We start from the raw sequence: 26365 nt of genomic DNA on the forward strand, positions 1-26365 counted from the left end.
ACCGGCATGGTTCGTGACAAGCCGAGAATGAACAACCTGGTCACGATCTCTTACACGCTGCTCCTGCTCGCGTGCGGATGGCTAATCTGGACCGACCTTCGCTACGGCATCATCCCGGACTGGATCAACGGCTTGATCGCGGCGCTCGGGCTTGCGCGGGTGCTCGTCATCGACGGCCACTCGACGGCCCTGATCGCAGCATCCCAGGGCCTGCTGACCGGAGGTCTGCTCCTGCTTCTAAGGCACCTCTATTTCCGGTGGCGCGGCATGCAAGGGCTTGGGCTTGGTGATATCAAGTTTCTCGCTGCTGCGACGATCTGGACCGGGCTCCCGGACATGCCGGTTCTGCTATTGGCGGCGACCTCCACGGCGCTGGCCGTCTGCCTCTCCCTGCCGGTTGTCGGGGGTGACGTCACGGCAAGAACGTCGATTCCGTTCGGGCCTTTCCTGGCCGCAGGCCTACTGGTCGTACTCGCGCTGCAGGCGAATGGCTATGGGATGCTGCTTTAGACAGTCTTTGGTCGAGACTCATAGCGGCGGCCGGGTCCTCGTCGAGTTTGCCCTATTGTCGTAGCCGTCGCGCTCCGCGGTCGCGGGCGCCATCCGAACCTCTCCCTCGCTCGCCTTTCCGGGCTGGGGCATCGAGATGATCGCCGTCTGAGCATCCTTCTCGAGGACAACTTCGCGGCCCTGCACCGCGCGCAGCACCCAGCCGTCACGCTCTTCGCCGAGGCGCAACCGCAGCGATACTTTGCTGGACCGCTCGACGAAGATACCGAAGCTCTCGCTCTCTCCAATGACCGTCCCAACCAGCAAGAGGCGCGGTTTCTCCGGCTCCTTCGGACGCGGCGGCGGCGGGCGCAAGGTCGCAACCGGCGCCACCACCGGAGCAGGCGGCCGTCGCGAGGCCGAGAAGATCGGACGATCGCGCGTCGCCGACAGGGAGGCCAGTGGAATGCCCCACAATGGATTGGCGCTCTTTGCTGCAGGCTCATTCGATGCCGGCGCCGGGCTAGCGGTCAACGAAGGGCGTTCGGGCTTTTCCACCCCCAACGGGCTCTCCCGCGATGCAATCGAACTCGCGTCCATCGCCTCGTCGCTTGTCGCAGGCGCAATTGCCGCACTGGCCGAAAGACCTGCCATGCTCAGGACGGCGACGCCCCAGCCGATGACCACAAGGCGATGCATCATTTGGATCCTTGCCATTGGCCCGAAACGGTCAACATCACGCGCAGCTTTCCTTCCCCTGTGGTCGCGACAGCCAAGGGTGCCTGCACCACGAGCTGATCGACGAATAGGAACGGAAGACCCGCCTCCAGGTCGTAGAGGAGCTGCTGCACGGCCGGTTGTTCGATCTCGCAACTTGCCACCACACTGACGAACCCGGCCTTCGATCGATTGCCTTGTAGCTCGACCTGAGTCGAGAGCACATTGCCGCCGACCTTGGTCGTGGCTTCCGCCACCCGCTGCACCAGTGCAGCGCCGGCGACCGTGACTGTCTTTCCATCAAGAAACGCCGAACCTTGCGGCGCCGCCGAGTTGTTCTTGCCGCGACGGTCGCCCCGCACCGGTCGCCCCTCGAACTGGGCCAACATATCGGCAGCGCTATTGCGCTGGTCATATCGGGCAAGCAGATCGACGAGCGAACTTGCGATCAGCCACAGCAAAGCAATGACGACAAGTCCATAGAGCGAGGCAGCCAAAGCCGGAGACGATAAAAAGACCTTTCGAAGGAGCGCCGACCCGTTCATGCTCCTTCCCCGAAATAGGCATTCACGTGAGCCTCGATATGAAAGCGCTCGCCAGGCTCGTTCGGTGATCTGGTCGTCGGCGCATAGAATGTAGCTCGACTGAACTGAGGTGACTGCTCAATCAGCCGGATCAGCGTCGGCGCGTCCTGAGTCAATCCTGCCAATTGCAACCGATCACCCTCGATACGCAGATCCGTGACGTAGGTCCCGTCGGGCAGGAGCTTGGAAAGATGATCGAGCGCCAGGACGTTCGCTGGCGTCGTCTGCTTGCGCCGGGCGAGCAACGTTTCGGCTGTGGACGCGCCCCCGCTCGGGCTGAGCCTCAAGGCCGCGCGCTGGCGTGCAATCGCGGCGCGCAGGTCCTGCAATTCCCCGTCCACGACAGTACCGAGCAACATCGTCGCGACCAGAGTCACAGCGGTTGTGGCCGCAACACCAAGGAGAACGAACTTCAGCAGCTTCGCAAGATCTCGTCCACCGGCAATTGCCGAGCGAAGACCGGCCTTGAACAGCATGATCGACCGCGAGCCCGATCCGTCGTCGGCATTGATCGCGACGGCGGCTGCTCCGGCGCGATCGGCGAACTGAACCAGCGGTACGATGGCGGCGCGCGGTACTGCCGCCAAAATGAGACCAATGCGTTCGTTAGGCGCCGACTGCGGCGCGCTCAAGCCAAAGAAGGCCTGATCGGCGGTCCAAGGTGTCAGGCGATCGATCTGGGAGCGGACCATGCCATCCAAAAATGGTTCTGCCTGTTTGGGAAAGTCGAGCTGTCGAACCAGAACCTCGTGGGGGGCAAGATGAATGTCCATTGCGCAGCCGCGCAGACCGCCAATCCAGTCGGCCGGTAAGGCGCGATCGTCGGCCAGCCGAACTTCAACATCGGGCAGCGGCGGTTTGCCTCTGGATTGCTGCGCGACTCGCAGCGTCAGCGTGTCCGCACCGTTGCGGCGGGCGCTGATCTGGCGACGCCGTTGCAACCGATCCGCCATCTGTTCGATCGCCGCGGCCACCGTCGCACTCCAGGCGGCAAGTCCCGCCTCGATGTCGGTTGCAAGCTTCATGACGCCCGACGCGCAACGCGCGCGTTCCTTGTTTGCGGACCCTCGTCCTCTTGCGATAAAACCCGATAAGGCAAATCCCCTTCACCCGGCGCGATCACCGCCACCGAGCCACGGCGCCAGCCGGTCGCCCCGCTCACGGAGATATGCAGTCTCCAGGCCCTGCTCTTGGCCGTTGTCGCAGTGCCACCCGCTGGCCCCAGAGCCTGCGCGACTGCCGAAGTATCCGCCGACAATGAATTCCGCGATGCGAGGAAATCCTTCAGGATCAGCGGCGTCATTCCCGGCAGCGCGGCGATCACTTCAGGCGCGGCGGTCAAGACGTCTATCCCGGCTGACCCATTGAACACCGTGACGAATGGCATGGCCCGATCGACCAACCAGGGCGGCGGACCGAGCACGAGTGGGAGCTCTTCGACATGGGCAAAGGGCGCGAGCCTCGGCCCGTAATTGCGCCCGGCGGAAGCATAGAGTGCCTCTTCCGCCTGCTCAGCCGCCTTGTCTGCAGGCTTCGTGCGCCAAGCCACCACGCGTTCCGCGTAATCATTCGCCGCCTCGCCATCGGCGCCGAGCGTCGCAAACAAGTTGGCAATCATCTCCTTCGGCGCAGCATTGAGATCGATCCGGGCCGCTTCCGTCACGAACGAGACCGCAACCTCGTCATCGCCCAGCCGAACTCGAAATCCGCCCTGCTTCGGGCGCTCCTCCGCCTTGGCCAGGAGCAATTGATAAGCCGCGAGCTCGACACCTGCAGTGACAAGCGCGTCTGCCTGCAAGGCCTCATCGCCAATGCGCAGCACGCGTGCCGAGCTCGAAAGATGCTGGGAAAAGATCACGACGAGCGCCGCCAGCGCCGCCAGAATCCACAGCGCCGCCACCAGGATAAATCCATCCCGAGCATCTTCCTGACGTGGCGGATATCTCATCGATCGCGACATCAGTCCTTCGCTCCGCTGGAAGCGACATTCGGCGTCTTCGGCTGGTCCTGTCCGGACTCGCTGCAGTCGTTCTTGCCCTCGTCGCAGCCCACTGCCGGCGCGTCGACATGGATGTGCGCCACGGTCGACATCACCGGTACGCCTCCTCGACTGTTGTCGTGAACAGTCAGCCGAACGGCAGAAGGCAGCCGGTCCGCATCGCGCCAATCCGGTTTCCAGGTGAGCGTCCGATCCGCATAGGCGAACGACAGGCGGAACGGAGACGCAAGCAGCATCACACGATCGGAAAGATGCAGCGATTCGGACATCGACACACCTACGAGCAAGGGTGCGAAGCTTGTTCTGGCCCGCACGAGCCCAAGATCGCGTCCATTGGCCATCTCGCCAATCTGTACGATATCCAGCCCGCGCCCGGCATTCGGTCCAATTGCCTTGCGCACGAAGGTGACGATCAGCTCTCGTCCCTCAAAAAGCGGTTGCTTCTGTTCACGATTGGCCGGAACAAATTCGGCGGCCGAGAGATCGTCGGCGATTCTGCGCAGTGCCAGGCCCAGCATCTCCGCCCGCTGGGCGCGATCGACACCGCGATTCCACGACGGCAGCCATTGCGAAGTGATCGTTGCGAGCGCGGACAGGACGACCCCGGCGACGATCAGCGCGGCCAGTGCTTCGATCAGAGTGAAGCCGGCCTGGTCGTCCCGATGAGTGGATGCCGAGCACATCAGCGAGCTGTCCGCGCAAGTCGTACCGTCCGCACGTCGACGCTTGCTCCTGAGGCGGAGCGGACTCGCAACTCCACCAACTCGGGTATCCAGCCCGCCTGGCCGGCGGCAAGATCCCAGCCCGAGCCGAGTGGCGCGACCCGCATGATCCACCGTCCGGAAGCTGACTCACCACTCGCGGCACCTGGCACAAGCCGGCTACGATCGGGAATTGCAGTCACAAGGGATGCGTTCGCATCTTCGATCAGGGTGACCTTTTCCTCGATCTTCCGGACGGCCCGCATATTCGACGCCACGACCGCGCCGATGGCCGCCAGCGACAGGCTGACCACGGCCAGTGCGATCAGCACCTCAATCAAAGTGAAGCCGGCTTCACCCTCTTCAACCATTGGCGAGCGAACGAGAGACAATGTCGACCCTCCCGGTCAGCCAGTTGATCCTGATCTCGAGACGCAGGTCTGCCCGCGCGATTGCAATCGCTCCGCCGCAGGATAGACCATCCGGAAAAAAGCTGATCGTCGAGAACACTGGGCGCTGGTTGCAGTTGCGCGGCAGGACCGCCTCGAAAGCGACGTCGTCCGGCACCCGGACCGCGGCGGATCCGGCGCCCGAACGGATCGACCGGCCCGATGTATCGATCTCGGTATCCACTCTCACGCCGCTGCGGAGCGACACAGCGCGGTCCGCCTTCAGGATAGAAGCCGCCTCAAGGGCATAAGCCTGCAGCCTTGCCTTCGAGGTCTGCCGCGGCACCGACGGCAACAGCACGGTTACGAGCATCGCGAGGATCGCGAGCACGCAAACCATCTCCAGCAGCGTAAAGCCGCGCTGACCGTCGTCACTCATTGCGGGCGCTTCTCTGCGTGGCGAGCGAGATGTCGGCAGCCGTGCCGCTACCTCCCTCCTGACCATCGGCTCCATAGGACAGGATGTCGTAAGGTCCGTGCTCGCCGGGGGAACGATACACATAGGGCGTATTCCATGGATCGGTGGGCAGAGCCCCGCCTTTCAGATACGGGCCGTTCCAAGCCGTGATGCCGGCAGGACGGCTCGCCAGCGCACCCAATCCTTCGGATGTCGAGGGATAGCGGCCGACATCCAGATAGAACAGGTCGAGCGCACTCGAGAAGCTCTGTAGCTGGATCTTCGCCGTCTTGACCTTGGACTCGCCGAGATAGTTGAGGACCCTTGGCCCGATCAGCCCCATGATCAGACCGATGATGGTGATCACGACCAGCATCTCGACCAGCGTGAAGCCGCGCTCGCCATCGCGGGCCGCCATCGAATGGCGCTGCATCAATCTCGATCCCCATGCAGGGCGACCCAGCCTCGATTGGTTCCTCGCTGTCATACCGATCCTCCTTTCGCTCCGTCAGCCGACGAGCTGCGTGACTGAGAGCAATGCCGTCATGACCGAGACGATCAGGCCTCCGACGACGACGCTGATCGTCAGGATGGCGACGGGCCCGACGATTCCCAAAACACGATCCAGACTGCGCTGCAGCTTGGCCTCGTAGAATTCCGCGATCCGGCCGGCCAGCGCCGGCAATTGTCCGGTTTCCTCGCCAAGTCGCAGCATGCGCACCGCCATAGGAGGGAGAACGTTCGACGCCGCCAGTGCTTGGGACAGCTTGCCGCCCTGCCGAACGCGATCAGCCGCTTCGACCCAGGGCGCGGACGACGAGGTCACGGACATGACATCAACGAGAATGCGCTGCGTCGTCGTGAGGTTTACGCCGCAGCCGAGCAACAATCCCAGATTCCGGCAAAACAGGCTCGTGCGATAGAAGATGAAGATGCCGCCGATTCCGGGCAGCTTCGCAAGTCCGGCGACGAGCGAAGCGCGCACCTTGGCCTGCCGCAGGAGCCACCATCCGCAAGCCAGCACGACCGCACACGAGATCGAAATCAATGCGCCGTTGGCCCGCATCACGTCAGAGACGTCCATGAAGAAGCCGAGTGCCGTGTCGGCCCGCCCGCCGAAATCGCGAAGCACCGATGAAAATTGCGGCAACACCACCAGAATGAAGAACAGCATGACGCCGATCGCCGCGAGCAGGACGAAGGTCGGATATTGCATCGCATCGGCGAGCTTTCGCCGGGTCGCCTCGGAGCGCTCGCGCTCGCCAGCCAGCACCTCAAGGACGTGGTCGAGCGTACCGGACGCCTCGCCCACGCGCATGAGTGCCCCATACATAGAAGGAAACAGTTCGGGTTGGGCAGCCACCGCATCGGCAAAACTCTCGCCACCGAGCACGGCCATCCTCAATCGCCCGACCACCGGACGCAGCCGACCGACGTCGGAATCGCTCGACAGCAGTTCAAGAGCGTCGTCAAGACGCGCTCCTGCCTTCAACAGCAGCGCAAGATCCCGTGTGAAGGTCGTGATCTCCGCGCGGGACGGGCGGTTCAGTCCAAATCCGCCGCGCAGCGCGGGAGCCGATCGGGCCTCCTCCACGGCCTCGATCGGCAGGAGCCGCAAGTAGGAAATCCGGCGCTCGACCTCCGCTCGCGTCGGTGCGACCAGAGAGCCTACGACGATCTCTCCCGACTGGGTCAAGGCGCGATAGCGGAAACTCGGCATGATCCTACTCAGCGCGCGGCAATCACACGGAGGATTTCGGCTGGCGTGGTGATGCCCGCGCGGCATTTCGCGACCCCATCATCAAGCATCGTCGTCATCCCCTCGCGGATCGCCAGACGATCGATTGCCAGACCATCGGCTTGCTCCCCGATGAGTTCTCGGAGACCGCTGCTGAGCTCGAGCAGCTCAAAGATCCCGACCCGGCCGCGATAGCCGCTCTGGCCGCATCGTTCGCAACCCCGCTGCTGCCATAAGGTCTCTCCGCTTCGGAGCCCGAGGTGATCGAGCCTGGTATCCCGGGTCTCTTCGTCCGGGCGGAAACGCGTCGGCACCTTGCAATGCTCGCAGAGTTGCCGGACCAACCGCTGCGCGACGACGGCGCGTAGCGTGGAACGCAGCAAGTAGCCTTCCACACCGAGATCCAGCAACCGCGGCACAGCCGCCGCGGCCGTCTCCGTATGCAGGGTCGTGAGCACAAGATGGCCTGTAAGCGCCGCATGGACGGCCACATGAGCCGTCTCGGAATCGCGGATTTCGCCGACCATGATCACGTCGGGATCCTGGCGAACAAAGGAGCGCAGTGCGCTTGCGAAGGTAAGCCCGATCGCCGGCTTGATCTGGGACTGATTGATGCCGGGAATTTCGTATTCGACCGGGTCCTCAACGGTCAGGATCTTCCGCTCGGGTACGTTCAGCATCGACAGGATCGTGGCAAGCGTTGTCGTCTTGCCGCTTCCCGTCGGGCCGGTGACGACGATCATGCCATAAGGTAATGTAATCAAGCGGCGCAGGATGGCATCGTCCCGCTCGGAAAGACCCAGCCGGCTCGCGACGAGCTGCGAGCGATCCTTTGGCAGAATGCGCAGAACCGCGGACTCGCCGTGCTGGGTCGGCATGATCGCGACACGCACGTCGATCTCGGTTCGGCCAGCCCGGATCCGCGCCGCTCCGTCCTGAGGCAGACGCCGCTCGGCAATATTCAATCCGGCGATGATCTTGATGCGGGAAATGACCGCCTGGGGAAGTACGCCCGCCGGCGGCTGGATGGCACGGAGCAGTCCGTCGATCCGGAGCCGAACCGCAAGACCGGTCGAGAATGGCTCGATGTGGATGTCGCTGGCGCGCATCTCAACGGCTTTTTCGATCAGATCGGTGACCGCGCGCACGACCGGCGCGCCGCTGGCCAGGTCGCGCAGGCTCTCGATATCGTCATCGCGCAGGTCCTGAGCGGCAGGCTGCTCGCCATCCTCGGAGTGACCAAGCTTTTGGTCGAGAACGATGGCCAGATCTTCGACCGACGCCACCTTGAAGGTTGTCCGGGCTCCGAGCACGAGCTCCGCCGCCCTTCTGGCCGCATGATCGGTCGGGTCCGCCATCGCAAAAACGGGCGTGTCGTCCGCCAGACGGCAGGGAAAAGCGAGAACCTCCCGAAGGAAACGTTGCGAAAACTCGTCGGTCGCAGAGGCGGCCGCCAGCATCTCCCGCAGACCAATTCGCATCAGACCGCAAAATCGAGCAGCCTCGTCCGCGAATGTATCGGCCGGTATGTCGAACGATTCCCAGGCTCTGGCCGGCCGCTCGCCAATAGCCGCGCCCTTCTCCGGATGTCCCGGGAAGATCAGCCGAAGATGCTCGATGAATTGCGAAGACGGTGTACCGCTCATGACATGATCCGGTTGCGCCTGCGCGTGACGCTGTTGGCATCTTGCAGCTAGACCGGACGTCGTTATCGATCCGAAATATGACGACTGTACGAAGGTCGCTCGATGTATCCACGCGGCAGGCGCACTCGCCCACAAATGCGGAGCGTCTCGGCTCGCAAAACATAACTGTCATAATTGATCGCTAAGGATGACCGATGATCTGGGCGGCGCCTTCCGGCATCCGATCAGCAACGCGAGTAGATCGGCAAGTCCATGTTTCGTTTCGGCAATCGAAGCCAGTCCGGTGCGGTTGCCCGCAACATCGTGCTCGTCGCGACGATGCTTCTGTTCTCGTCATGTAACATGGCTACGATCAGTGGGCCGGCAACGGCGCCGGCTGATGTTGACGTGCTCGACAAGGTGCGATCACTCGACATCTTGCCGCGTGGCGATCAGCCGGTCGCTGCGATCCAGGGGCGTCCCGAGACGCAGCGCGTGACAAATCGCACCTATGAGGGCGCGGTGATCTCCGACGTCGCCGAGATTCGGCCACAGCCGACCTCGAGCGGTCCGGGCTATGACCTGAACTTTGAAAACACGCCGGTCGCGACCGTCGCAAAAGTGGTACTCGGCGACATTCTCGGCCTTGGCTATACGATCGACCCGCGCGTGCAGGGCAGCGTCAGTCTGATCTCTGCGCGACCGGTGCCCAAATCCGACATCGTCTTCGTGCTCGAGAGCGCCTTGCGACTGTCGGGCGTCGTGCTGGTGCGCGATGCGGGCGGATACAAGCTGACGCCACTTGGCGACGCCGTTGGCGCCGGTCGTGTCGACGCCGCGGCCGGTCGTCCCGAGGCTGGTTACGGAGTCTCGGTTATTCCACTGCAATATGTTGGCGCCCAGACCATCCTCAAGCTGATGGACAGCTTCGCAACGCGCGCTGGCAGCGTCCGCGCCGACCCGACGCGCAACCTCCTTCTGATCCAGGGTACTGGAGCTGAACGGCGGACCGCCGTCGAAACCGCCCTCAGCTTCGACGTCGATTGGATGCGAGGCCAGTCAGTCGGAATCTTCCCGGTCAACAATTCCGCACCCGAGCCGCTGATTGCCGAGCTCGAAAAGATCATGGATTCCGGTGAGAATGGCCTCAGCCAGAATCTCGTCAAGCTCCAGGTTGTCAATCGGCTGAACGCCATTATGGTCGTGACGCGCAAACCTGCCCTGCTCCAAGCTGCGGCGACCTGGATCCGACGCCTCGACCAGGCGGACTCGACCCGAACCAGTGTCCACGTCTATCGCATCCGCTATGGCGATGCTCGACAGCTCGCCAAGGTGCTGACCGAAATGTTCGTGGGCAGTGCCTCGGCCTCGCTCGACAGCGCCGAGAACCAGCTCGCTCCCGGATCGGGCGGCATGACGACATCGGTTGCCGAACGATTGTCATTCAACACCAACTCGTCCAGCGCATCGGCAAGCCCGACCAACCGCCTTCAGGGCGCCGCAGGCGCGGGCTCCACCACGCCGTCCGGATCCACTTCCTCAAACGGGGCAGCGTCCAGTGGTGGGCTCGACACGAGAAGCGGCGGCGGACAGCCGCTCATGCCCAATGTGCGCATCACGCCCGATATCGTGAATAACGCGCTTCTGATCTATGCCGACCGCGAGAATTATCGAACCATCTCCAGCACTCTGCAACAACTCGATCAGCCGGTGCTGCAGGTCGCAATCGACGCCACCATCGCGGAGGTCACGCTGACCAACGAGCTGAGTTACGGGGTCCAGACCTATCTGACCAGCAAGCAGCTCGGCCTGAAGGCCAACCAGGGCTCGATCCTCAACACGCAATCAACCTCGGCGCCATCGACAACGACGACAACCGATGCGACCACCGGCGTCGTGAGCACGGTGACGAGCGCCATGATCAACCGCGCATTTCCCGGCTTCAACTTCCTGATCGGATCGGAGTCACAGCCGGCCGTTATCCTCGACGCACTGCATGAAGTGACCAGCGTCAAAGTGCTGTCCAATCCGTCGCTCGTCGTCATCAACAACCAGACTGCAACCCTTCAGGTAGGCGACGTTGTCCCGGTCTCGACTGGCAGTGCGACCGTGCTGTCCTCCAGCAATACTGTGGTCAACACCATCGACTACCGCAACACCGGCATCATTCTTCGCGTCGTGCCGCGGATCACCGCAAATGGAAACGTCCGTCTCGAAATCGAACAGGAGATCAGCAACGTATCGCCCCAGACCTCAACCAGCCTCACTCCGACCGTGTCCCAGCGCAAGGTGAAGAGCTCGGTTTCGGTGGCAAACAGCCAGACCGTGCTCCTGGCCGGATTGATCAGCGAGCAACAGAACGGCAGTCGCAACGGTATCCCGCTGCTTGACGAAATTCCCGGTCTTGGCGACGCCTTCTCACACCAGGGCAAAAAGGGCACGCGCACGGAGCTGATCATATTCATTCGCCCGCAGATCATTCGCGATGGCAGTGATGCACATCAAATAGCCGAGGAGCTGCGCTCGAAGCTTCGCGGCACTGTTGGCGCGAGTATCACCGATGACCTCCGTGTCCAGACCGTCCGCTGACGCCCCGGTTTCGATGCGCCTCGTAAGGGCCGCACTTCTCCTTTCGCTGCTGTGCTGGCTGTTTGCTGGGTCTTCCACCCTCGCCGATCCGATTGCCTCAGCGCGCTGTGCATATGCGCGCGGCAACTTTGTGCAGGCCGTCAACCGGCTGACGCCTCTCGCGTTGCGCGGCAATGTGGACGCGCAGGCGATGCTCGGCTTCATGTATGAGAACGGGTTCGGAGCGCCGCAAGCCTATGACGCTGCGGCCGACCTCTACACCCAAGCTGCGATTGCCGGCAATCCGTTCGCCCAGGCGATGCTCGGCCTGATGTACGACAAAGGGCATGGAGTGCCGCTCGACGTCGTGCTTGCCTACAAATGGTTGAATCTCGCCGCGGGCCGCGCGGGAAGGCTGCAGCGTGCCTATTACATCCGCCTGCGTAACGCGGTTGCTTCGAAGATGTCGGTCGACCAAATCGCCCAGGGACAGGCTCTTGCGCTCGCCTGGGCCCCCGGTCGTTGGTGAAGTCTTCGCCCGACTGCAGGGCGATTCCCGAGATCCTTGCAAATTCAATCGTGAACCGGCGCTACGCGGCCACCGTTCGAGATCGATGACAACGTAGCTCTCATCGACAGCCCGCGACGGTTGCGCAGATGAGTTGCCGCTTTTTCCCAAGCTTTCACGGTTTTGAATCACAAGCGACACCGCACTGCAATTCGCGCTCGCGATAGTTCGCCGCGGGCTCATCAAGCCTCGCCTCCCTCCACAATTCTCCCTTGGAGATGACCATGAGAATAGCGAACGGCCGATTCAAGTCGCTTACCCTCGCAACAACAGCGTTCTTCACCGTAACGAGCATCGCACCTGCATTTGCCGGAGCGACGAGGACACCGATCGAGCACGTCATCATCATCGTCGGTGAAAATCATACGTTCGACAATCTATTCGGCACTTACAAGCCGAAGGCCGGCCAGACGATCGACAATCTCCTGAGCAAGGGCATCGTCAACGAGGACGGCACGCCGGGACCGCATTTCCGGAAGGCAGAGCAACGGATCGGGCGCGACGAAGTCCGCTACAATGCCGAGACAATTTCGACCGGCGCCTATACAGCTCTGCCGCAACCCTACACCACCTGGGCCTCAGGCACCGGCCTTCCGCAAAACGTGCTTGACACGCGCTTTCCGGCGAATTTGCCGAACGGCCCCTTCCAGATCAGCAAGTACGTGCCTTATGCGGCCTATACCGGCGACCCCGTGCACCGCTTCTTCCAGATGTGGCAGGACATCGACGGCGGCAAGCATGACAAGTTCGTATGGGTTGAGGAAACCATCGGCACCGGCTCGAACGGCCAGCCCTATCCGGCAGGCGGCTTCAACCCCATGGAAGGCGCCATCTCCATGGGCTTCTACAATATGAACCCCTTCACCGATGCGTCCGGAAAGCCGCAGCCGGGTGATGCGCCCTTCTTCAAGTCGATGGCCGACCAGTATGCCATCAGCGACAACTATCATCAGGCGATCATGGGCGGAACGGGCGCCAACTTCCAGGCGCTGGTCACCGGCCACGCCGCCTTCTTCACGAACCCCGAATCGCTCGATGGTTCTGTTGCGGTGCCCTATGCCAATCAGATTGAAAATCCAGATCCGGCGCGCGGCACCAACAATTACTACACGCAGGACGGCTACAGCGGCGGCTCCTACGTGAACTGCTCCGACCCCAGTGCTCCCGGCGTCGCAGCCATCAACGAGCAACTCTACAAGAACAACGTTCACAACAACAACTGCTCTGCGAACCACTACTACCTGGTCAACAACTACAACATGTATTGGAACCAGAACAGCACGAATCCGCAGATGCTCGGCTCGGACAAGTTCGTCTTGCCGCCCCAGAGCGCCCCAACGATTGCCGACGTCATGACTGCAAAGGGTGTTTCGTGGAAATACTACACCGCTGATCGCGGCGACGACGTGACGACTTTCGCGGCGGCCGTGGACGGCGTCGCGATCCCCTACCATTATTATTGCGGCATCTGTGATCCACTTACCGGCTTTCTCAAGATCATGAAGAATCCGACCGAGGAAGCGAAGCTGCAGAATTACGGCGCGTTCCTGAAGGATGTCCAGAACCACACGCTGCCGGCGGTTTCGTTCGTCCGTCCGTTCGAGGCTCTGGCCGGGCATCCGGCGGATTCCACGACGGACCTCTACGAGAAATTCCTCGAGACGCTGGTCAACCGTGTCAAGGCCAATCCGGAGCTTTGGGCTACGACTGCCATCTTCATCACCACCGACGAAGGCGGTGGTTACTATGACTCGGGTTATGTCCAGCCAGTTGACTTCTTGGGCGACGGCACCCGCATCCCGTTCATCCTGGTTTCGCCCTATGCCAAGAAGAGTTTCGTGGATCACACCTACTACGACCACGTGTCGATCGTGAAATTTATCGAGCGGAACTGGCACCTTCCGACCATCTCGGCCGTGAGCCGTGACCGGCTGCCAAATCCGGTCCACGATGGCGACGATCATCGATATGTTCCGAAGAATCGTCCAGCGATCGGCGATCTGATGAACATGTTTACGTTTGCCGATCGCGACGGTGACGGCGATCACGATCGCGACGATCGCTGATCCAGGAATCATGCGCTTGGCTCAACGCTGATTGAACCAGACAACTCCCGAGGCCCGCGGCATGAACCGCCGCGGGCCCACTGTTTCGGCATCGACCAGCCCTTGCTCAACACACAGGGACAGCGGCTCGAGAACCTTACGCGGGTCGAAACGTTCGGCGACAACCAAGCCAATGGCAACAACGACGCGGTCGATACGGCCATTGCCGGGCAGATCGCCGAGTACGGCATTGTCGGCGACTATCTCAACGCGCAGAAGCAGCGCAATGAAATGCGCACGCCCCTACCGTGCGCAAGACGAGAGCCGAGGCCGCCGCTCATGCCGACTGCACGGAGGCGCAGATGATGGCGATGCTCGGCCGGACCGACCCGAAGATGCCGGCCCACTACATTACCAAGGCTAGGCACCAAGGCTAGGCGCGACAAACTGGAGCCAGCGGCATGGAGAAGGGTGTCATTCGACCATAATCAAAATGAGAACATCTGGGATTTCACGCCGTTGCGCGCAGTGAACGCAACAGTAACGCCGATCGGTTACTTCCGGAAAAAACCGTAAGGATTTCAACGCTAAACGTGGGTTTATGGTGCGCTCGGAGGGACTCGAACCCCCACGGTGTTACCCACTGCCACCTCAAGGCAGCGCGTCTACCAGTTCCGCCACGAGCGCTAGGAGATGCCGGCCTGAGGCTTTAAGGCCGGCCGGATCAGCGGCGCCGATCTAACAAATCCATCAGGGGGATACAAGCCTGCATAGGAGGCGAATTCCACAAGCTTGCGCGGAAAGATCTGCCCGGACCGGCCTTATCTGGTGCCCGGCGAGCGCGGCAGCATCTGCTTGACCTCGACCGCGATCCGGTTGCGGTCGACCAGCACGACGCCGGAGGCGACCGGCAGGTTATTGGCCAAAACCTTGACCTCGTCAGCCTCGGTCGCGTCCAGCTCTATGATGGCACCGCGGGAAAGACGTAATACCTGATGGATCGGCATGGTGGTCGTCCCGAGGACGACCATGAGATCCACGGTGACTTTATCGAGTGTGGGCACTTAGCACCGCCGCAACTTGGGACTTTCGCATTTGCTCTCGCGATGATCACCACGTTATGGTTAGCCAATGGTTAATGACCGTCAAAACCCCCGCCAAGACCTCGATTTGACGCCGTTTTCCGCCTCCACGGGCGCGCCCGTGGAGTGGCGGATTTCGGACGTCCCTGTGCCCTATCCGGACGCGGTGGCTGCCATGGAGGCGCGCGTCGCGGCGATCGCGGCGGGCGAAGCGCCGGAGCTCGTCTGGCTGCTCGAACACCCCCCGCTCTACACCTCCGGCACCTCGGGCAAACCCTCCGATCTGCTCGATTCGCGCTTTCCGACCTTCGCCACCGGGCGCGGCGGGCAGCTCACCTATCACGGCCCCGGACAGCGGGTGGCCTACGTCATGCTCGACCTCAAGCGCCGCCGGCCGGACGTCCGGGCCTATGTCGCGGGCCTGGAGGAATTGATCCTGCGGACGCTCGCCGCCTTCAACATCCGCGGCGAGCGGCGCGAGGACCGGGTCGGCGTTTGGGTGAGGCGGCCGGACAAGGGGCCGGACCACGAGGACAAGATCGCGGCCATCGGCGTCCGGCTGAAGCGCTGGGTGTCGTTCCACGGCATCGCCATCAATGTCGAGCCGGACTTATCGCATTTCGCCGGCATTGTGCCCTGCGGCGTCGCCGATCCCCGCTACGGCGTCACCTCGCTGGTCGATCTCGGCCACCCGGTGACGATGGCCGACGTCGACATCGCGCTCCGGCAGGTCTTCGAGGAGCTGTTCGGCCCGACCAAGGCGCTGCTGCCGGAAGCGGCGGCCTAAAAGCGCGATCGTCATCGCGCTTTAGGTTATCGTTTGCGCATGATCTCCGCGCAAACGCGGTCCGCGTTTGTCGCGAGGGAAAACCGCCGCACACTTTTCCGGATCATGCTCTAAGCGGCCGCGCGGTCCGGCGCCACGTCGAGCTTGCCGGCGATGTAGCGGCGCTCCTGGGTGAGGCCGCCGAAGCCGTAGGCGTCGCCCCTCACCTCGTCGACATGCAGATAGGTCTCGTGATGCAGCGGGCCGAGGAGCTCGCCCATGCGCTTGAACATGGCGGCGAGATAACCAGCCTTCTCGTCCTTGGTGTTGGTGCCCTCGCTGACGTGGATGTCGATCCAGTAGCTCGCGAGCTTCTGCTCGGCGAGCGAGGCGCCGCCCGCGAACCAGTCGCTGGCGTCGACCGACTTGACGATGATCGCGGTGACCTTGGGGTCCTTGTGCAGGATCTTTGCGGTGAGCTCGGACACGGCGCTCGCGATGTCCGCCTTCAGCGAAGGCGATTGGCGGGAGGTGGTGTAGGACACGGTGATCAGCGGCATGGTCGTTCTCCTCTCGAACTGTCGCGCGGGCTTCGCGCGGCGTCGGTGGAAAGCTAGACCGCCCGCCGTCATTTTGGTATCTTATCCAGATTGGTACCAGTGATAACATTTCGTAATGAAAGCCACACTCGACATCGCCACCGTCCAGGCCTTCCTGCTGGTCGCCGATCTCCAGAGCTTTACCCGCGCCGCCGAAGCGCTCGGCACGACGCAGGCGGCCGTCAGCCTCAAGCTGCAGCGGCTGGAGACGTTGCTGGCAAAACGCCTCGTCGAGCGCTCGCCTCGCGCGGTCCGGCTCACCGCCGAAGGCGCTGCGTTCCTCGATCGCGCCCGGGCGCTGATGGAGGCGCATGACCGCGCGCTGTCCGGCGGAGCCTCGGCCGCGCAGTCGCTCTCGCTCGGGATCTCCGACCACGCCGCGGGCCCCGAGCTGGTGCCGCTGCTCGAACGCCTGCACGCGATGTCATCCCAGCTCACCCTCGCCGTCACCATCGGCTTCTCGCGCGAGATGCAGGACGCCTACGATATGGGCCGGCTGGATGCAGTGATCGTCCGTCAGGAAGGCAGCCGGCGCGGCGGCGAAAAGCTTGCCGAGGACGCGTTCGGCTGGTTCGCGGCAAAACGCTTCACGCTGCCGCGCGGTCAGCCGCTGCCGCTTGCCACGCTCGCCCCGCCCTGCGGGGTTCGTGCCATCGCCGTACGCGCGCTCGACAAGGCGGGAATCGCCTGGCGCGAGCGTTTCGTTGGCGGCGGCGTCACGGCAGTGGTCGCGGCCGCGCTTGCCGGACTTGCAGTGGCGCCGCTGGCGCGGCGGATCGCGCCTGCAGGGCTGGTTGACGTTGGACCGGCACACAAGCTGCCGAAGCTCGGCAGCTCCAAAGTGATGCTGCATTCGAAGGTCAGCGATCCCGCAAAACTGGCGGCGCTGCGTACCATTGCGGCAACGTTCCGAAGCGTAGCGACGACTTGACGCCGCGCACTCTCACAGGATCGCCTCGAATGCGCTGCGCAGCGTCTCGTGTCTGAACACGAAACCGCGGCTCAGCACCCTGTTCGGCCCGACGTCGCCCCTGATCCGCATCGTTGGATCTTCCTGCATACCCCGCGCGCGATTTGCCTAAAAATATCCCACGATACGGGAACAATCCCCCACCGTGGAGCGTTTGCAGGGGTTGCCGCAGGGTCGAGGGCATGGTGAAAAAGTCCAATCAGCAGAGAGACTTGTTCGATAGCGAACGCAGTTTCCGGCTGCTGGTTGAAGGCCTTGCCGACTACGCCCTCTACTTGCTCGATCCCAACGGCATCATCACGAGCTGGAATGTCGGCGGCGAGCGCATCAAGGGCTATTCATCCTCGGAAATCCTGGGCCAGCATTTCTCGCGCTTTTATACCGAGACCGACCGGGCCAACGGCAAGCCCGCCCGTGCGCTGCGAATTGCCCGGGAAAAGGGCCGCTACGAGGAAGAAGGTTGGCGCGTCCGCAAGGACGGTACCTTCTTCTGGGCGAGCGTCGTGATCGATCCGATCTATGAGGACGGCGAGCTTGTCGGCTTCGCCAAGATCACGCGCGACATCACAGAGCGGCGCGATGCGCAGCTCAAGCTCGAGGCGATGCAGAAACAGCTCGCCGAGTCACAGAAGTTCGACGCGCTCGGCCAGCTCACCGGCGGCGTCGCCCACGATTTCAACAACCTGTTGATGATCATCAGCGGCAGCCTTCACATCCTGAAGCGGGGAACCCACAACGACGCGAAGCTTCACCGCGCGATCTCCGCGATCGATACTGCGACCAAGCGCGGTGCCGTACTCACCAACCAGCTCCTCACCTTCGCGCGGCGGCAGAGCGTCAACCCGCAGACGATCGATTTCGCCGAGCGCATTGCGGCAATCCGCGAGGTGCTCGACGCCGGCATCGGCAGCTCGGTGCGTCTCGTCTTCGACTTCGAGCGCGGAGCCTGGCCGATCACGGCTGACGTCGCCGAGCTCGAGACCGCGTTGCTCAACCTTGTCATCAATGCCCGCGATGCGATGCCCGACGGCGGCACGGTGACGATCGGCACCCGCAACATCGTGCTCGACGAGCCGCCGCACGTCGGCGAGTTCGTTGCGATCAGCGTTGCCGATACCGGGCTCGGCATCCCCGCCGACGTACTCGACAGGATCTTCGAGCCGTTCTTCACGACCAAGCCGATCGGTAAAGGCACTGGCCTTGGCCTCTCCCAGGTGCACGGCTTCGCCCACCAGGCCGGCGGCACGGTCAAGGTTTCAAGCCAGCTCGGCAAGGGCGCGACATTCACCATACTCCTGCCGCGCGGGAGCAACGCGCCGGCGCGGGAAGCGAGCGAGGCGGCTCCGTTCCGCGGTAGCGGCACGGTGCTGCTGGTGGAGGACAATCCGGACGTCGCATCGGTCAGCACCGGGCTGCTGGAGCAGCTCGGCTACAATGTGCGCCGGGTCGCCGATGCCGAAGCTGCGCTACGCGAGCTGGAGAAGAACGGTGTCGACTTCGTGTTCTCGGACATCGTGATGCCCGGCAGGATGGACGGGCTCAGCCTCGCCCAGCATTTGCGTCGGGTCCACCCCCGCCTGCCGATCCTGCTCGCCACCGGCTACAGCGACGCTGCCGCCCATGTCCGTGGCGATTTCCCGATCCTGCGCAAGCCCTACGAGATCCACGAGCTCAGCGAGGCGATCGCCAAGCTGCCGCGGTGAAGCCTGCTGCTTCTTCTCGCCCCGCAAGCGGGCGATGGAGTGCACCTACACCGTCGGCAGCACCGAGAACGCTTCCCCTGCCCTGCGCAGGTTCAGCTCATCGGTGCCGGCAGTCTCGCTGGTGACGCTGTCGACGCGCGAGGACGGCGGACCGTGGCGGCACAGCGCGATCATGTCGGCGACGTGCTTCGGCGAGCCCGCAAAAAGCGCTTCGACGCTGCCGTCGCGCCGGTTCCGGACCCAGCCTTCGAGCCCGCTGGTGACAGCCTGGTACTCGACCCAGGCACGATAGCCGACGCCCTGGACGCGGCCGCGGATCGTGACCTGGAGAATTGCCCGGCTCATTTTTTCAGTCCGAGGAACTCGGCGCTACGCGCCTTCATGTCGGCCTCTCGCATCACGCGGCCGGTCAAGTCCGACGATGCGAGGCCTTTGAGGTTTTTCGGCGGCGTGCCCTCACGCAGCGCCTTGAGCGTGTCATGGACAGCTTGCGTCGCAGCCGCGATCGGCGCGTGGCCCTGGAGCGCGATACGCACGCGCTGGCCGGCGAGATAGTCGAGCGTGTTCAGCTCGTCCGGCGCACCGCCGAGCACGATCGGCAGGCGCGTTGCCGCCGCGATCGCTTCGAGCTCGGTGCGGGACTTGATGCCGGTGAAGAACAGCGCGTCGACGCCAGTAGCCTCATAGGCCTGCGCGCGGCGGATCGTGTCGTCGAGCGAGGTGATCGAGGCCGCCCCCGTGCGGCCCATGATGACGAGCGAGGGATCGCTGCGGCCGTCCAGCGCCGCCTTCATCTTGCCGACACCTTCCTCAAGCGGGATCAATTGCGTCCTGGCTTCGCCGAAAGCGGCCGGCAGCAACGTGTCCTCGATGGTGAGGCCGGCCGCGCCCGCGGTCTCCAGCTCCTGCACCGTGCGCCGCACGTTGAGTGCATTGCCGTAGCCATGGTCGGCATCGACCAGCACCGGAAGCCTTGCCGCGCGGGACATCCGCCGCATCTGCTCGGCGAGCTCGTTCAGCGTGATCAGCGCGATGTCGGGATCGCCGAGCACGGCGAGCGAGGCAACCGAGCCGCCGAACATGCCGAGCGGAAAGCCCAGATCCTCGGCGATCCGGATCGAGATCGCGTCGTAGACCGAGCCCGGGCGGATGCAGGCCGAGCCCTTCAGGATGGAGCGCAGTTTTTCGCGGCGGGAACGAAAGGCCATGGTGCCCTCTCAACTGTCGCGACGCAGCCGCAACATACTCCGTCATTGCGAGCGCAGCGAAGCAATCCAGAATCTTTCCGCGGCGGCAGTCTGGATTGCTTCGCTGCGCTCGCAATGACGAAGTTTGTGGGGCCCGAGAGCCCCACTCACGCCCTACGCAAACTCCAAGATCAGCGCGTCCACCGCAAGCGTGGCGCCCGCGCTGGCATGGATCTTCTTCACCGTGCCGTCGCGCTCGGCGCGCAGCACGTTCTGCATCTTCATGGCTTCGACCACCGCGAGCGTCTCGCCGGCCTTGACCTCCTGACCCTCGGTCACCACGATCGAGACCACGAGGCCGGGCATCGGACAGAGCAGCTTCTTGCCGGTATCGGAGGCCGTGACGACCGGCATCAGTCGCGCCGAGGCCGCTTCCGCTTCGGTCCAGACATAGACCGGCACCTCGACGCCCTGGTGCGCGAGGCGGACGCCGTTCGCAATGGGCCGCGTCTGCACCGCGATGATGTGGCCGTCGATCGTGCCCTGCCAGACCGGATCGCCCGGCTTCCACGACGACTGCAACAGATGCGCATTGCCGGCCTTGCCCTCGGCGTCGAGGAAGCGCACCACGATGGCATCGCCCTCGCGGCCGACCTCGAGCAGAATCTCGTCACGGTCGAGCCACACCGCGCGGCGCCGCTCGCGTTGCACAATCCGGCCGCCGAGCTGCCCGGAGATCTGCCGCTTGCGCTCGCCTAACACGTGATCGATGGCGGCGCCGACCGCCGCGATCCGGCGGGCGACCTCGCCCGCAGCCGCATGCGGCGCAAAGCCGCGCGGAAATTCCTCGGCGATGAAGCCAGTCGACAGCCTTCCCTCGCGCCAGCGCGGATGGCTCATCAACGCCGACAGGAACGGGATGTTGTGGCGGATGCCATCGACGTAGAAGGCGTCGAGCGCGGTTGACTGTGCCTCGATCGCGGCGGCGCGCGAGGGCGCATGCGTGACGAGCTTGGCGATCATCGGATCGTAGTGGATCGAGATCTCGCCACCCTCCTGCACGCCGGTATCGTTGCGCACGGTAATGCCGTCCCTGCTCGCTTCCGCCGGCGGCCGGTATTTCACCAAGCGCCCGATCGAGGGCAGGAAGTTGCGGAAGGGATCTTCGGCATAGAGGCGCGATTCCACCGCCCAGCCCGTCAGAGTGACGTCCTTCTGCGCGATGGTAAGCTTCTCGCCGGCGGCGACGCGGATCATCTGCTCGACGAGATCGATGCCGGTAACGAGCTCGGTTACGGGATGCTCGACCTGAAGGCGCGTGTTCATCTCCAGGAAGTAGAAGCTCTTGTCCTGCCCGGCGACGAACTCGACTGTGCCGGCCGAGTCGTAATTCACGGCTTTCGCCAGCGCGACCGCCTGCTCGCCCATCTTGCGGCGGGTGGCTTCGTCGAGCAGCGGCGACGGCGCCTCCTCGATGACCTTCTGGTTGCGGCGCTGGATCGAGCATTCGCGCTCGCCGAGATGGATCACGTTGCCATGCTTGTCGCCCAGCACCTGGATCTCGATGTGGCGGGGATCGACGATGAATTTTTCGACGAAAACGCGATCGTCGCCGAACGAGGCCTTGGCCTCGGCCTTGGCCAGGTTGAAGCCCTCGGCGACCTCGGCCTTCGAATGCGCGATGCGCATGCCTTTGCCGCCGCCGCCGGCGGAGGCCTTGATCATCACCGGATAGCCGATCTCGTCGGCGATGCGCACCGCGTGCCGGTCGTCCTCGATGACGCCGAGATAGCCGGGCACGGTGGAAACCTTGGCCTTCGCCGCGGCCTTCTTGGACTCGATCTTGTCGCCCATCGCCGCGATCGCGTCGGGATTCGGGCCGATGAAGACAAGGCCGGCTTCCTTCAGTGCGCGCGGAAACGCCTCGCGCTCGGACAGAAAGCCGTAGCCGGGGTGCACCGCTTCCGCGCCGGTCTTGCGGCAGGCGTCCACGATCTTGTCGATCACCAGATAGCTCTCGGCCGCAGCCGGCGGGCCGATCAGCACCGCCTCGTCGGCCATCTCGACATGGAGGGCATCGCGGTCGGCCTCGGAGTAGACCGCAACCGTCTGAATTCCCATCCGACGGGCAGTCTTGATGACCCGGCAGGCGATTTCGCCGCGATTGGCGATCAGAATGCGTTTGAACATGTTCTTCTTGAGCTTCGTCCTTGGGCGGGACCCCTCCCGGGCCGGTGGCGGGCCGGTCGGGACGGGCCGTATGCCTGTCGTGGTACAGCAAAATGGGCCGGAGGCAACGGTCTAAATCCGCGCCCCTAGCGTACCAGCGCAAGACCGAACGGGGCCCGGCGAGGTCTTGCGGACCGCCCCTATGGCTTCCCGGCCGTGGCCATGCCCCGCACGAGGCTATTCGCAAAGCCGCGTTTGGCGACCACCACAGGCCGATTGTCCGGTTGACGCTGTTGATGGCGAAGAAGGGCAGCCATGCGCTGACGAGCGCCTGGACGTCTCTGGCCTCATAGGGGGTGAAACGGATGGCGCCGTCAACTCCCCGTCGCGGTCGACCTTGCGGCGCACCTCCATGCCGAATTGCGCAGCCACCTCCAGCGTGTCGACGAAGTGGAGATCGTTCGCCAAGGTCTCAGCAAAGTCCTCCCAGGGGTGCATCGTCGCGTAGGCCGACACATGGGTCTGCTGCCCGTCCGGCGGCGCGCCAAGGCGACCCCGATGGCCGGTTCTCGAAATAGAGGATGTTGCCGCAGGCCTGACAGAGAGCTTCAAGATTTAGCCTCTCCTGAAACGAAGTCTTGCGAGAGCGCGCTTGTTGCGTCCCGCGACGACGCATCCGAAGGCCCGATCGTTCCGGTCTCCGGAACAAATTGCCAAACACGGCGTTGCCGGCCGTTCATGCCTTCCCCATCTGACGTCGCGATACGCCGACAGCGACGGATCCTTTCCTTAAGCACTCTCCCATTGAGCAATGGTCATCCCGCCCCGTCTGTGTGAAGATCGGCCCGGCACGTGCGCACCCGCATCACAACGGCCAATGCCTTGAACGACACCTTGCCCGAGACCATCGCCGCCGAAAGGCTGCGCCAGCACCTGGAGGAGATCGCGCGTGAGCGCGACAACGCCTATCGTGCGCTCCAGGAGCGCGAGGCGGAGCTCGCGCGGATCCAGCGCATCGCCGGCGTCGGCGGGCTTGAGATTGACTTCCGTGACGGCGTCAAGAACCGGCGTACGCCCGAATATCTCCTGATCCACGGTCTGCCGCCCGAGGCAGCCAACGAGACCTATGGCGACTGGATGCAGCGAATCCATCCCGAGGATCGCGAGCGCACGATCAAGCGGCTGTTCGGCACCCTCAAGAGCGAGAGCGACGATTATTCCGACACGTACCGCATCATCCGCCCCAACGACGGCGAGGTGCGCTGGATCCGTGTTGTCGGCAAGATCGACCGCGATGCGAGCGGCCGCGCGGTGCGGCTGGTCGGCGCCGACCTCGACGTCACCGACCAAATGCTGGCCCAGGCCACATTGCGCGAGAGCGAGGAGCGCTTTCGGCTGATCGCCGACAGCGCGCCGGTGCCGATCTGGGTGACCAAGCTCGACCGCAAGCGCTCCTTCGCGAACCAGGCCTATGTCGATTTCGTCGGCCTGCCCTACGACCAGGCCATTGATTTCGACTGGCGCAAGGTGCTGCATCCGGACGACCTGCCGCGCGTGCTGCAGCAATCGGTCCAGGGCGAGGCGTCGCTCAAGCCCTTCGTGCTGGAAGCGCGCTACAAGAATGCCAATGGCGAGTGGCGCTGGCTGCGCTCGGAATCCCAGCCGCGCTGGGATCCGACCGGCAAGCACATCGGCTTCATCGGCGTCGCCCACGACATCACCGCGGCCAAGCAGGCCGAGATCGAGCTGAGGCGGCTGAATGAGACGCTGGAAGAGCGCATCACCGAGCGCACCGCAGAGCTCGAGTCCAACGAGGCGCGGCTGCGCGCGATCCTGGAGACGAGCAACCAGTATCAGGGGCTGGTCAATCTCAAAGGCGAGCTGGTTTACGCCAACCGGACTGCGCTCGACGGCATCCGCGCCGAGGTACGCGATGTCATCGGCAAGCCGTTCTGGGAGACGCCCTGGTTCACCGCCACGGAGGGCATGAGCACCATCGTGCGCGAGGCCTTCAACACCGTGCTCAAAGGCGAAGCCGTACGACTGGAGATGCGCCTGCGTCTTCCCGTCGGCGAGCGCGATTTCGAGTTCGGCATGCGCCCCGTGCTCGACCGCCACGGCAACATTTCCGGTGCGGTGCCGGAAGCCGTCGACATCACCGAGCGGCGGCGCGGCGAGGAGGCGCTGCGACAGTCGCAGAAGATGGAGGCAATCGGCCAGCTCACCGGCGGCGTCGCGCACGACTTCAACAACCTCCTCACCATTATCCGATCCGCGACCGACTTCCTGCGCCGCCGCGAGCTGCCGGAGGAGCGCCGCCGCCGCTATGTCGATGCGATCTCCGAGACCGTCGAGCGCGCCTCCAAGCTGACCGCCCAGCTCCTGGCCTTTGCCCGCCGGCAGCCGCTGAAGCCGCAGATCTTCAATGTCGGCAGCCAGGTCGAGAGCGTGGCGCAGCTTGTCCGGCCGCTGGTCGGCGGCCGCATCGAGATCGCGGTGGAGATCACGGACGCCGACTGCTTCACCGTGGCCGACATCGCCCAGTTCGAGATCGCACTGATCAACCTTGCGATCAATGCCCGCGATGCAATGGATGACGAAGGCCGCCTCACCATCGCGGTCCGGAAGGTCTTGGGCATTCCGAGCCTGCGCGCGCAATCGGCGCGCGGCGGGGACTACGTCGCGATCTCGGTGTCGGACACCGGCAGCGGCATCGCGCCGGAAAACATCGACGCCATCTTCGAGCCGTTCTTCACCACCAAGGAGGTCGGCAAGGGCACCGGGCTCGGCCTGAGCCAGGCCTTCGGCTTCGCAAAGCAGTCCGAAGGCGACATCGAGGTGACGAGCACGCAAGGCCACGGCGCGACCTTCACCATCTATCTGCCGCAGGCGCAGAGCCCTGCCGGGGAGAGGGAAGCCGCAGCACTGACCAGCGAGGCCGCAACCACTGGGCGCGGTTACCGCGTGCTCGTGGTCGAGGACAATGACGATGTCGGCCGTTTCTCCACCGAGCTCCTCGAAGACCTCGGCTATGTCGTACGCCGCGTCGCCAACGCCAATGCGGCGCTGGCAATCCTCAGCGAGAACGAATTCGCCGTCGACCTCGTCTTCTCCGACGTCATCATGCCCGGGATGAACGGCGTCGAGCTCGCCGGCATCATCCGCGAGCGCTATCCGGGCCTGCCCGTCGTGCTCACGAGCGGCTACAGCAATGTTCTCGCCGAAAACGCCCACCGCGGTTTCGAGCTGATCCAGAAGCCGTATTCGGTGGAAGCGCTGTCGCGGATCCTGCGCAAGGCGATCACGGAGAAGCTGTCGGTTGTGCGGTGAGTGCAGCCTCCCGGCCTAGTGCGCAATTGCGCACGGGGGGCCGGGGACCCCATAACCACAGGATTGTGTTTGGCGAAGAACGACGACGCGCGTGCCTCAAGGGAGATTCCGCGGTATGGGTCCCGGCCTTCGCCGGGACGACACCTGAGTTTAGGCTGCAGTCGTCCGCATAACGACCGCTGAACAGCCACCGCATCGGATACCCACCCGTGAAACCCGCCCTCCTCTCCGCCTGGCAGACCTGGGCGTTTCTGTCGGCCTGCTTTGCCGCGTTGACCGCGATCTTTGCCAAAGTCGGCGTCGAGAACATCAATCCGGATCTGGCGACCTTCATCCGCACCATCGTGGTGCTGCTCGCCTTCTCCGTGCTGCTGTTCCTCACCAGCCAGTTTGCCGTGCCCTCGGCGATCTCGTCGAAGACCTGGCTATTCCTGGTGCTGTCGGGACTTGCGACCGGCGCGTCCTGGCTCTGCTATTTCCGTGCGCTGAAGCTCGGTCCCGCGACGCTGGTGGCGCCGATCGACAAACTCAGCGTCGTCCTGGTTGCCCTCTTCGCCTTCGCCTTTCTCGGCGAGCGCCCGACCGCGCAGGGCTGGCTCGGCATCGCCATGATCGGCGCCGGCGCGGTGCTGCTGGCGATAAAATTTTGAGGTATTGATCAGGCGACAAGTCACAGGAC

Annotated in this window: 25 protein-coding genes, 1 tRNA gene and 1 pseudogene; 10 read left to right on the forward strand and 17 right to left on the reverse strand. The window is 63.8% G+C overall.

The window, feature by feature from the left end:
• Nucleotides 1-27 precede the first annotated feature (27 nt).
• A complete protein-coding gene (locus tag MTR72_RS23595) occupies nucleotides 28-510 on the forward strand; it encodes an A24 family peptidase (protein ID WP_341511136.1) in 483 nt (160 codons plus the stop codon).
• Nucleotides 511-528: 18 nt separating this feature from the next.
• On the opposite strand, the gene MTR72_RS23600 is transcribed toward MTR72_RS23595, so the two are convergent.
• The 10 genes from MTR72_RS23600 to MTR72_RS23645 form a co-directional block, all read right to left on the reverse strand.
• Nucleotides 529-1188, reverse strand: a complete 660-nt coding sequence (locus MTR72_RS23600; RefSeq protein WP_341511137.1) for a hypothetical protein — start codon at nucleotides 1186-1188, stop codon at nucleotides 529-531.
• Complete coding sequence (gene gspM / locus MTR72_RS23605; protein WP_341511138.1) at nucleotides 1188-1751, reverse strand: type II secretion system protein GspM; 564 nt, start codon at nucleotides 1749-1751, stop codon at nucleotides 1188-1190. Before gspM ends, MTR72_RS23600 begins: the two co-directional genes overlap by 1 nt.
• On the reverse strand, nucleotides 1748-2815 hold the full coding sequence (locus MTR72_RS23610) for a PilN domain-containing protein (protein ID WP_341511139.1): 1068 nt from the start codon (nucleotides 2813-2815) through the stop codon (nucleotides 1748-1750). The genes gspM and MTR72_RS23610 overlap by 4 nt, the downstream gene beginning before the upstream one ends.
• A complete protein-coding gene (locus tag MTR72_RS23615) occupies nucleotides 2812-3750 on the reverse strand; it encodes a type II secretion system minor pseudopilin (RefSeq protein WP_341511140.1) in 939 nt (312 codons plus the stop codon). The genes MTR72_RS23610 and MTR72_RS23615 overlap by 4 nt, the downstream gene beginning before the upstream one ends.
• Nucleotides 3750-4472, reverse strand: coding sequence for a PulJ/GspJ family protein (locus MTR72_RS23620; protein WP_341511141.1), 723 nt, complete (start codon nucleotides 4470-4472; stop codon nucleotides 3750-3752). The genes MTR72_RS23615 and MTR72_RS23620 overlap by 1 nt, the downstream gene beginning before the upstream one ends.
• Entirely contained in the window at nucleotides 4472-4861 is a 390-nt protein-coding gene (locus MTR72_RS23625) for a PulJ/GspJ family protein (RefSeq protein ID WP_280970951.1), read from the reverse strand. The genes MTR72_RS23620 and MTR72_RS23625 overlap by 1 nt, the downstream gene beginning before the upstream one ends.
• Complete coding sequence (locus MTR72_RS23630) at nucleotides 4854-5318, reverse strand: prepilin-type N-terminal cleavage/methylation domain-containing protein (protein ID WP_280970413.1); 465 nt, start codon at nucleotides 5316-5318, stop codon at nucleotides 4854-4856. The genes MTR72_RS23625 and MTR72_RS23630 overlap by 8 nt, the downstream gene beginning before the upstream one ends.
• Nucleotides 5311-5769, reverse strand: a complete 459-nt coding sequence (gene gspG / locus MTR72_RS23635) for a type II secretion system major pseudopilin GspG (protein ID WP_280970412.1) — start codon at nucleotides 5767-5769, stop codon at nucleotides 5311-5313. Before gspG ends, MTR72_RS23630 begins: the two co-directional genes overlap by 8 nt.
• Before the next feature lie 75 nt (nucleotides 5770-5844).
• Entirely contained in the window at nucleotides 5845-7056 is a 1212-nt protein-coding gene (locus MTR72_RS23640; RefSeq protein ID WP_341511142.1) for a type II secretion system F family protein, read from the reverse strand.
• Between the two features lie 8 nt (nucleotides 7057-7064).
• Complete coding sequence (locus tag MTR72_RS23645; protein ID WP_341511143.1) at nucleotides 7065-8720, reverse strand: GspE/PulE family protein; 1656 nt, start codon at nucleotides 8718-8720, stop codon at nucleotides 7065-7067.
• A 252-nt stretch (nucleotides 8721-8972) separates the two neighbouring features.
• On the opposite strand from MTR72_RS23645, the gene gspD reads away from it, so the two are divergent.
• From gspD to MTR72_RS23665, 4 genes are all read left to right on the forward strand, one after another.
• Entirely contained in the window at nucleotides 8973-11288 is a 2316-nt protein-coding gene (gene gspD, locus MTR72_RS23650) for a type II secretion system secretin GspD (RefSeq protein ID WP_341511144.1), read from the forward strand.
• On the forward strand, nucleotides 11260-11796 hold the full coding sequence (locus tag MTR72_RS23655; RefSeq protein WP_445819623.1) for a tetratricopeptide repeat protein: 537 nt from the start codon (nucleotides 11260-11262) through the stop codon (nucleotides 11794-11796). Before gspD ends, MTR72_RS23655 begins: the two co-directional genes overlap by 29 nt.
• Nucleotides 11797-12059: 263 nt before the next feature.
• Nucleotides 12060-13901 carry an alkaline phosphatase family protein gene (locus MTR72_RS23660; RefSeq protein WP_445819624.1) on the forward strand — a complete coding sequence of 614 codons (1842 nt, stop codon included), beginning with the start codon at nucleotides 12060-12062 and terminating at the stop codon, nucleotides 13899-13901.
• Between the two features lie 102 nt (nucleotides 13902-14003).
• Nucleotides 14004-14246, forward strand: a complete 243-nt coding sequence (locus MTR72_RS23665) for a hypothetical protein (RefSeq protein ID WP_341511147.1) — start codon at nucleotides 14004-14006, stop codon at nucleotides 14244-14246.
• A gap of 236 nt (nucleotides 14247-14482) precedes the next feature.
• Here the strand turns inward: MTR72_RS23665 and MTR72_RS23670 are convergent.
• Together MTR72_RS23670 and MTR72_RS23675 are read right to left on the reverse strand one after the other, a co-directional pair.
• A tRNA-Leu gene (locus MTR72_RS23670) sits at nucleotides 14483-14567 on the reverse strand.
• Nucleotides 14568-14701: 134 nt separating this feature from the next.
• Complete coding sequence (locus MTR72_RS23675; protein ID WP_018647371.1) at nucleotides 14702-14944, reverse strand: FliM/FliN family flagellar motor switch protein; 243 nt, start codon at nucleotides 14942-14944, stop codon at nucleotides 14702-14704.
• Nucleotides 14945-15011: 67 nt separating this feature from the next.
• On the opposite strand from MTR72_RS23675, the gene lipB reads away from it, so the two are divergent.
• Complete coding sequence (gene lipB, locus MTR72_RS23680) at nucleotides 15012-15749, forward strand: lipoyl(octanoyl) transferase LipB (RefSeq protein WP_341511148.1); 738 nt, start codon at nucleotides 15012-15014, stop codon at nucleotides 15747-15749.
• A 110-nt stretch (nucleotides 15750-15859) separates the two neighbouring features.
• On the opposite strand, the gene MTR72_RS23685 is transcribed toward lipB, so the two are convergent.
• On the reverse strand, nucleotides 15860-16288 hold the full coding sequence (locus MTR72_RS23685) for a tautomerase family protein (protein ID WP_341511149.1): 429 nt from the start codon (nucleotides 16286-16288) through the stop codon (nucleotides 15860-15862).
• Nucleotides 16289-16403: 115 nt separating this feature from the next.
• Between MTR72_RS23685 and MTR72_RS23690 the strand changes: the two genes are divergently transcribed.
• Complete coding sequence (locus MTR72_RS23690; protein WP_341511150.1) at nucleotides 16404-17258, forward strand: LysR family transcriptional regulator; 855 nt, start codon at nucleotides 16404-16406, stop codon at nucleotides 17256-17258.
• Between the two features lie 221 nt (nucleotides 17259-17479).
• Nucleotides 17480-19000 carry a PAS domain-containing sensor histidine kinase gene (locus MTR72_RS23695; RefSeq protein WP_341511151.1) on the forward strand — a complete coding sequence of 507 codons (1521 nt, stop codon included), beginning with the start codon at nucleotides 17480-17482 and terminating at the stop codon, nucleotides 18998-19000.
• Between the two features lie 45 nt (nucleotides 19001-19045).
• On the opposite strand, the gene MTR72_RS23700 is transcribed toward MTR72_RS23695, so the two are convergent.
• The 4 genes and pseudogenes from MTR72_RS23700 to MTR72_RS23715 all read right to left on the reverse strand — a co-directional run.
• On the reverse strand, nucleotides 19046-19345 hold the full coding sequence (locus MTR72_RS23700) for an acylphosphatase (RefSeq protein ID WP_280970402.1): 300 nt from the start codon (nucleotides 19343-19345) through the stop codon (nucleotides 19046-19048).
• On the reverse strand, nucleotides 19342-20208 hold the full coding sequence (locus MTR72_RS23705; protein WP_341511152.1) for an isocitrate lyase/PEP mutase family protein: 867 nt from the start codon (nucleotides 20206-20208) through the stop codon (nucleotides 19342-19344). The genes MTR72_RS23700 and MTR72_RS23705 overlap by 4 nt, the downstream gene beginning before the upstream one ends.
• 153 nt (nucleotides 20209-20361) lie before the next feature.
• Nucleotides 20362-22377: an acetyl/propionyl/methylcrotonyl-CoA carboxylase subunit alpha gene (locus MTR72_RS23710; protein ID WP_341511153.1), complete on the reverse strand. Its 2016-nt coding sequence runs from the start codon at nucleotides 22375-22377 to the stop codon at nucleotides 20362-20364.
• Between the two features lie 179 nt (nucleotides 22378-22556).
• Nucleotides 22557-22902, reverse strand: a pseudogene (locus MTR72_RS23715) (putative zinc-binding metallopeptidase); the annotation flags it as partial.
• A gap of 306 nt (nucleotides 22903-23208) precedes the next feature.
• Here MTR72_RS23715 and MTR72_RS23720 point away from each other — a divergent pair.
• On the forward strand, nucleotides 23209-25686 hold the full coding sequence (locus MTR72_RS23720; protein ID WP_341511154.1) for a PAS domain-containing hybrid sensor histidine kinase/response regulator: 2478 nt from the start codon (nucleotides 23209-23211) through the stop codon (nucleotides 25684-25686).
• Between the two features lie 209 nt (nucleotides 25687-25895).
• Complete coding sequence (locus tag MTR72_RS23725) at nucleotides 25896-26336, forward strand: EamA family transporter (RefSeq protein ID WP_341511155.1); 441 nt, start codon at nucleotides 25896-25898, stop codon at nucleotides 26334-26336.
• The last annotated feature ends 29 nt before the right edge of the window (nucleotides 26337-26365 follow it).

Origin of the sequence: Bradyrhizobium sp. ISRA442 (genome assembly GCF_038085055.1) — a bacterium.
Classification (GTDB): domain Bacteria; phylum Pseudomonadota; class Alphaproteobacteria; order Rhizobiales; family Xanthobacteraceae; genus Bradyrhizobium.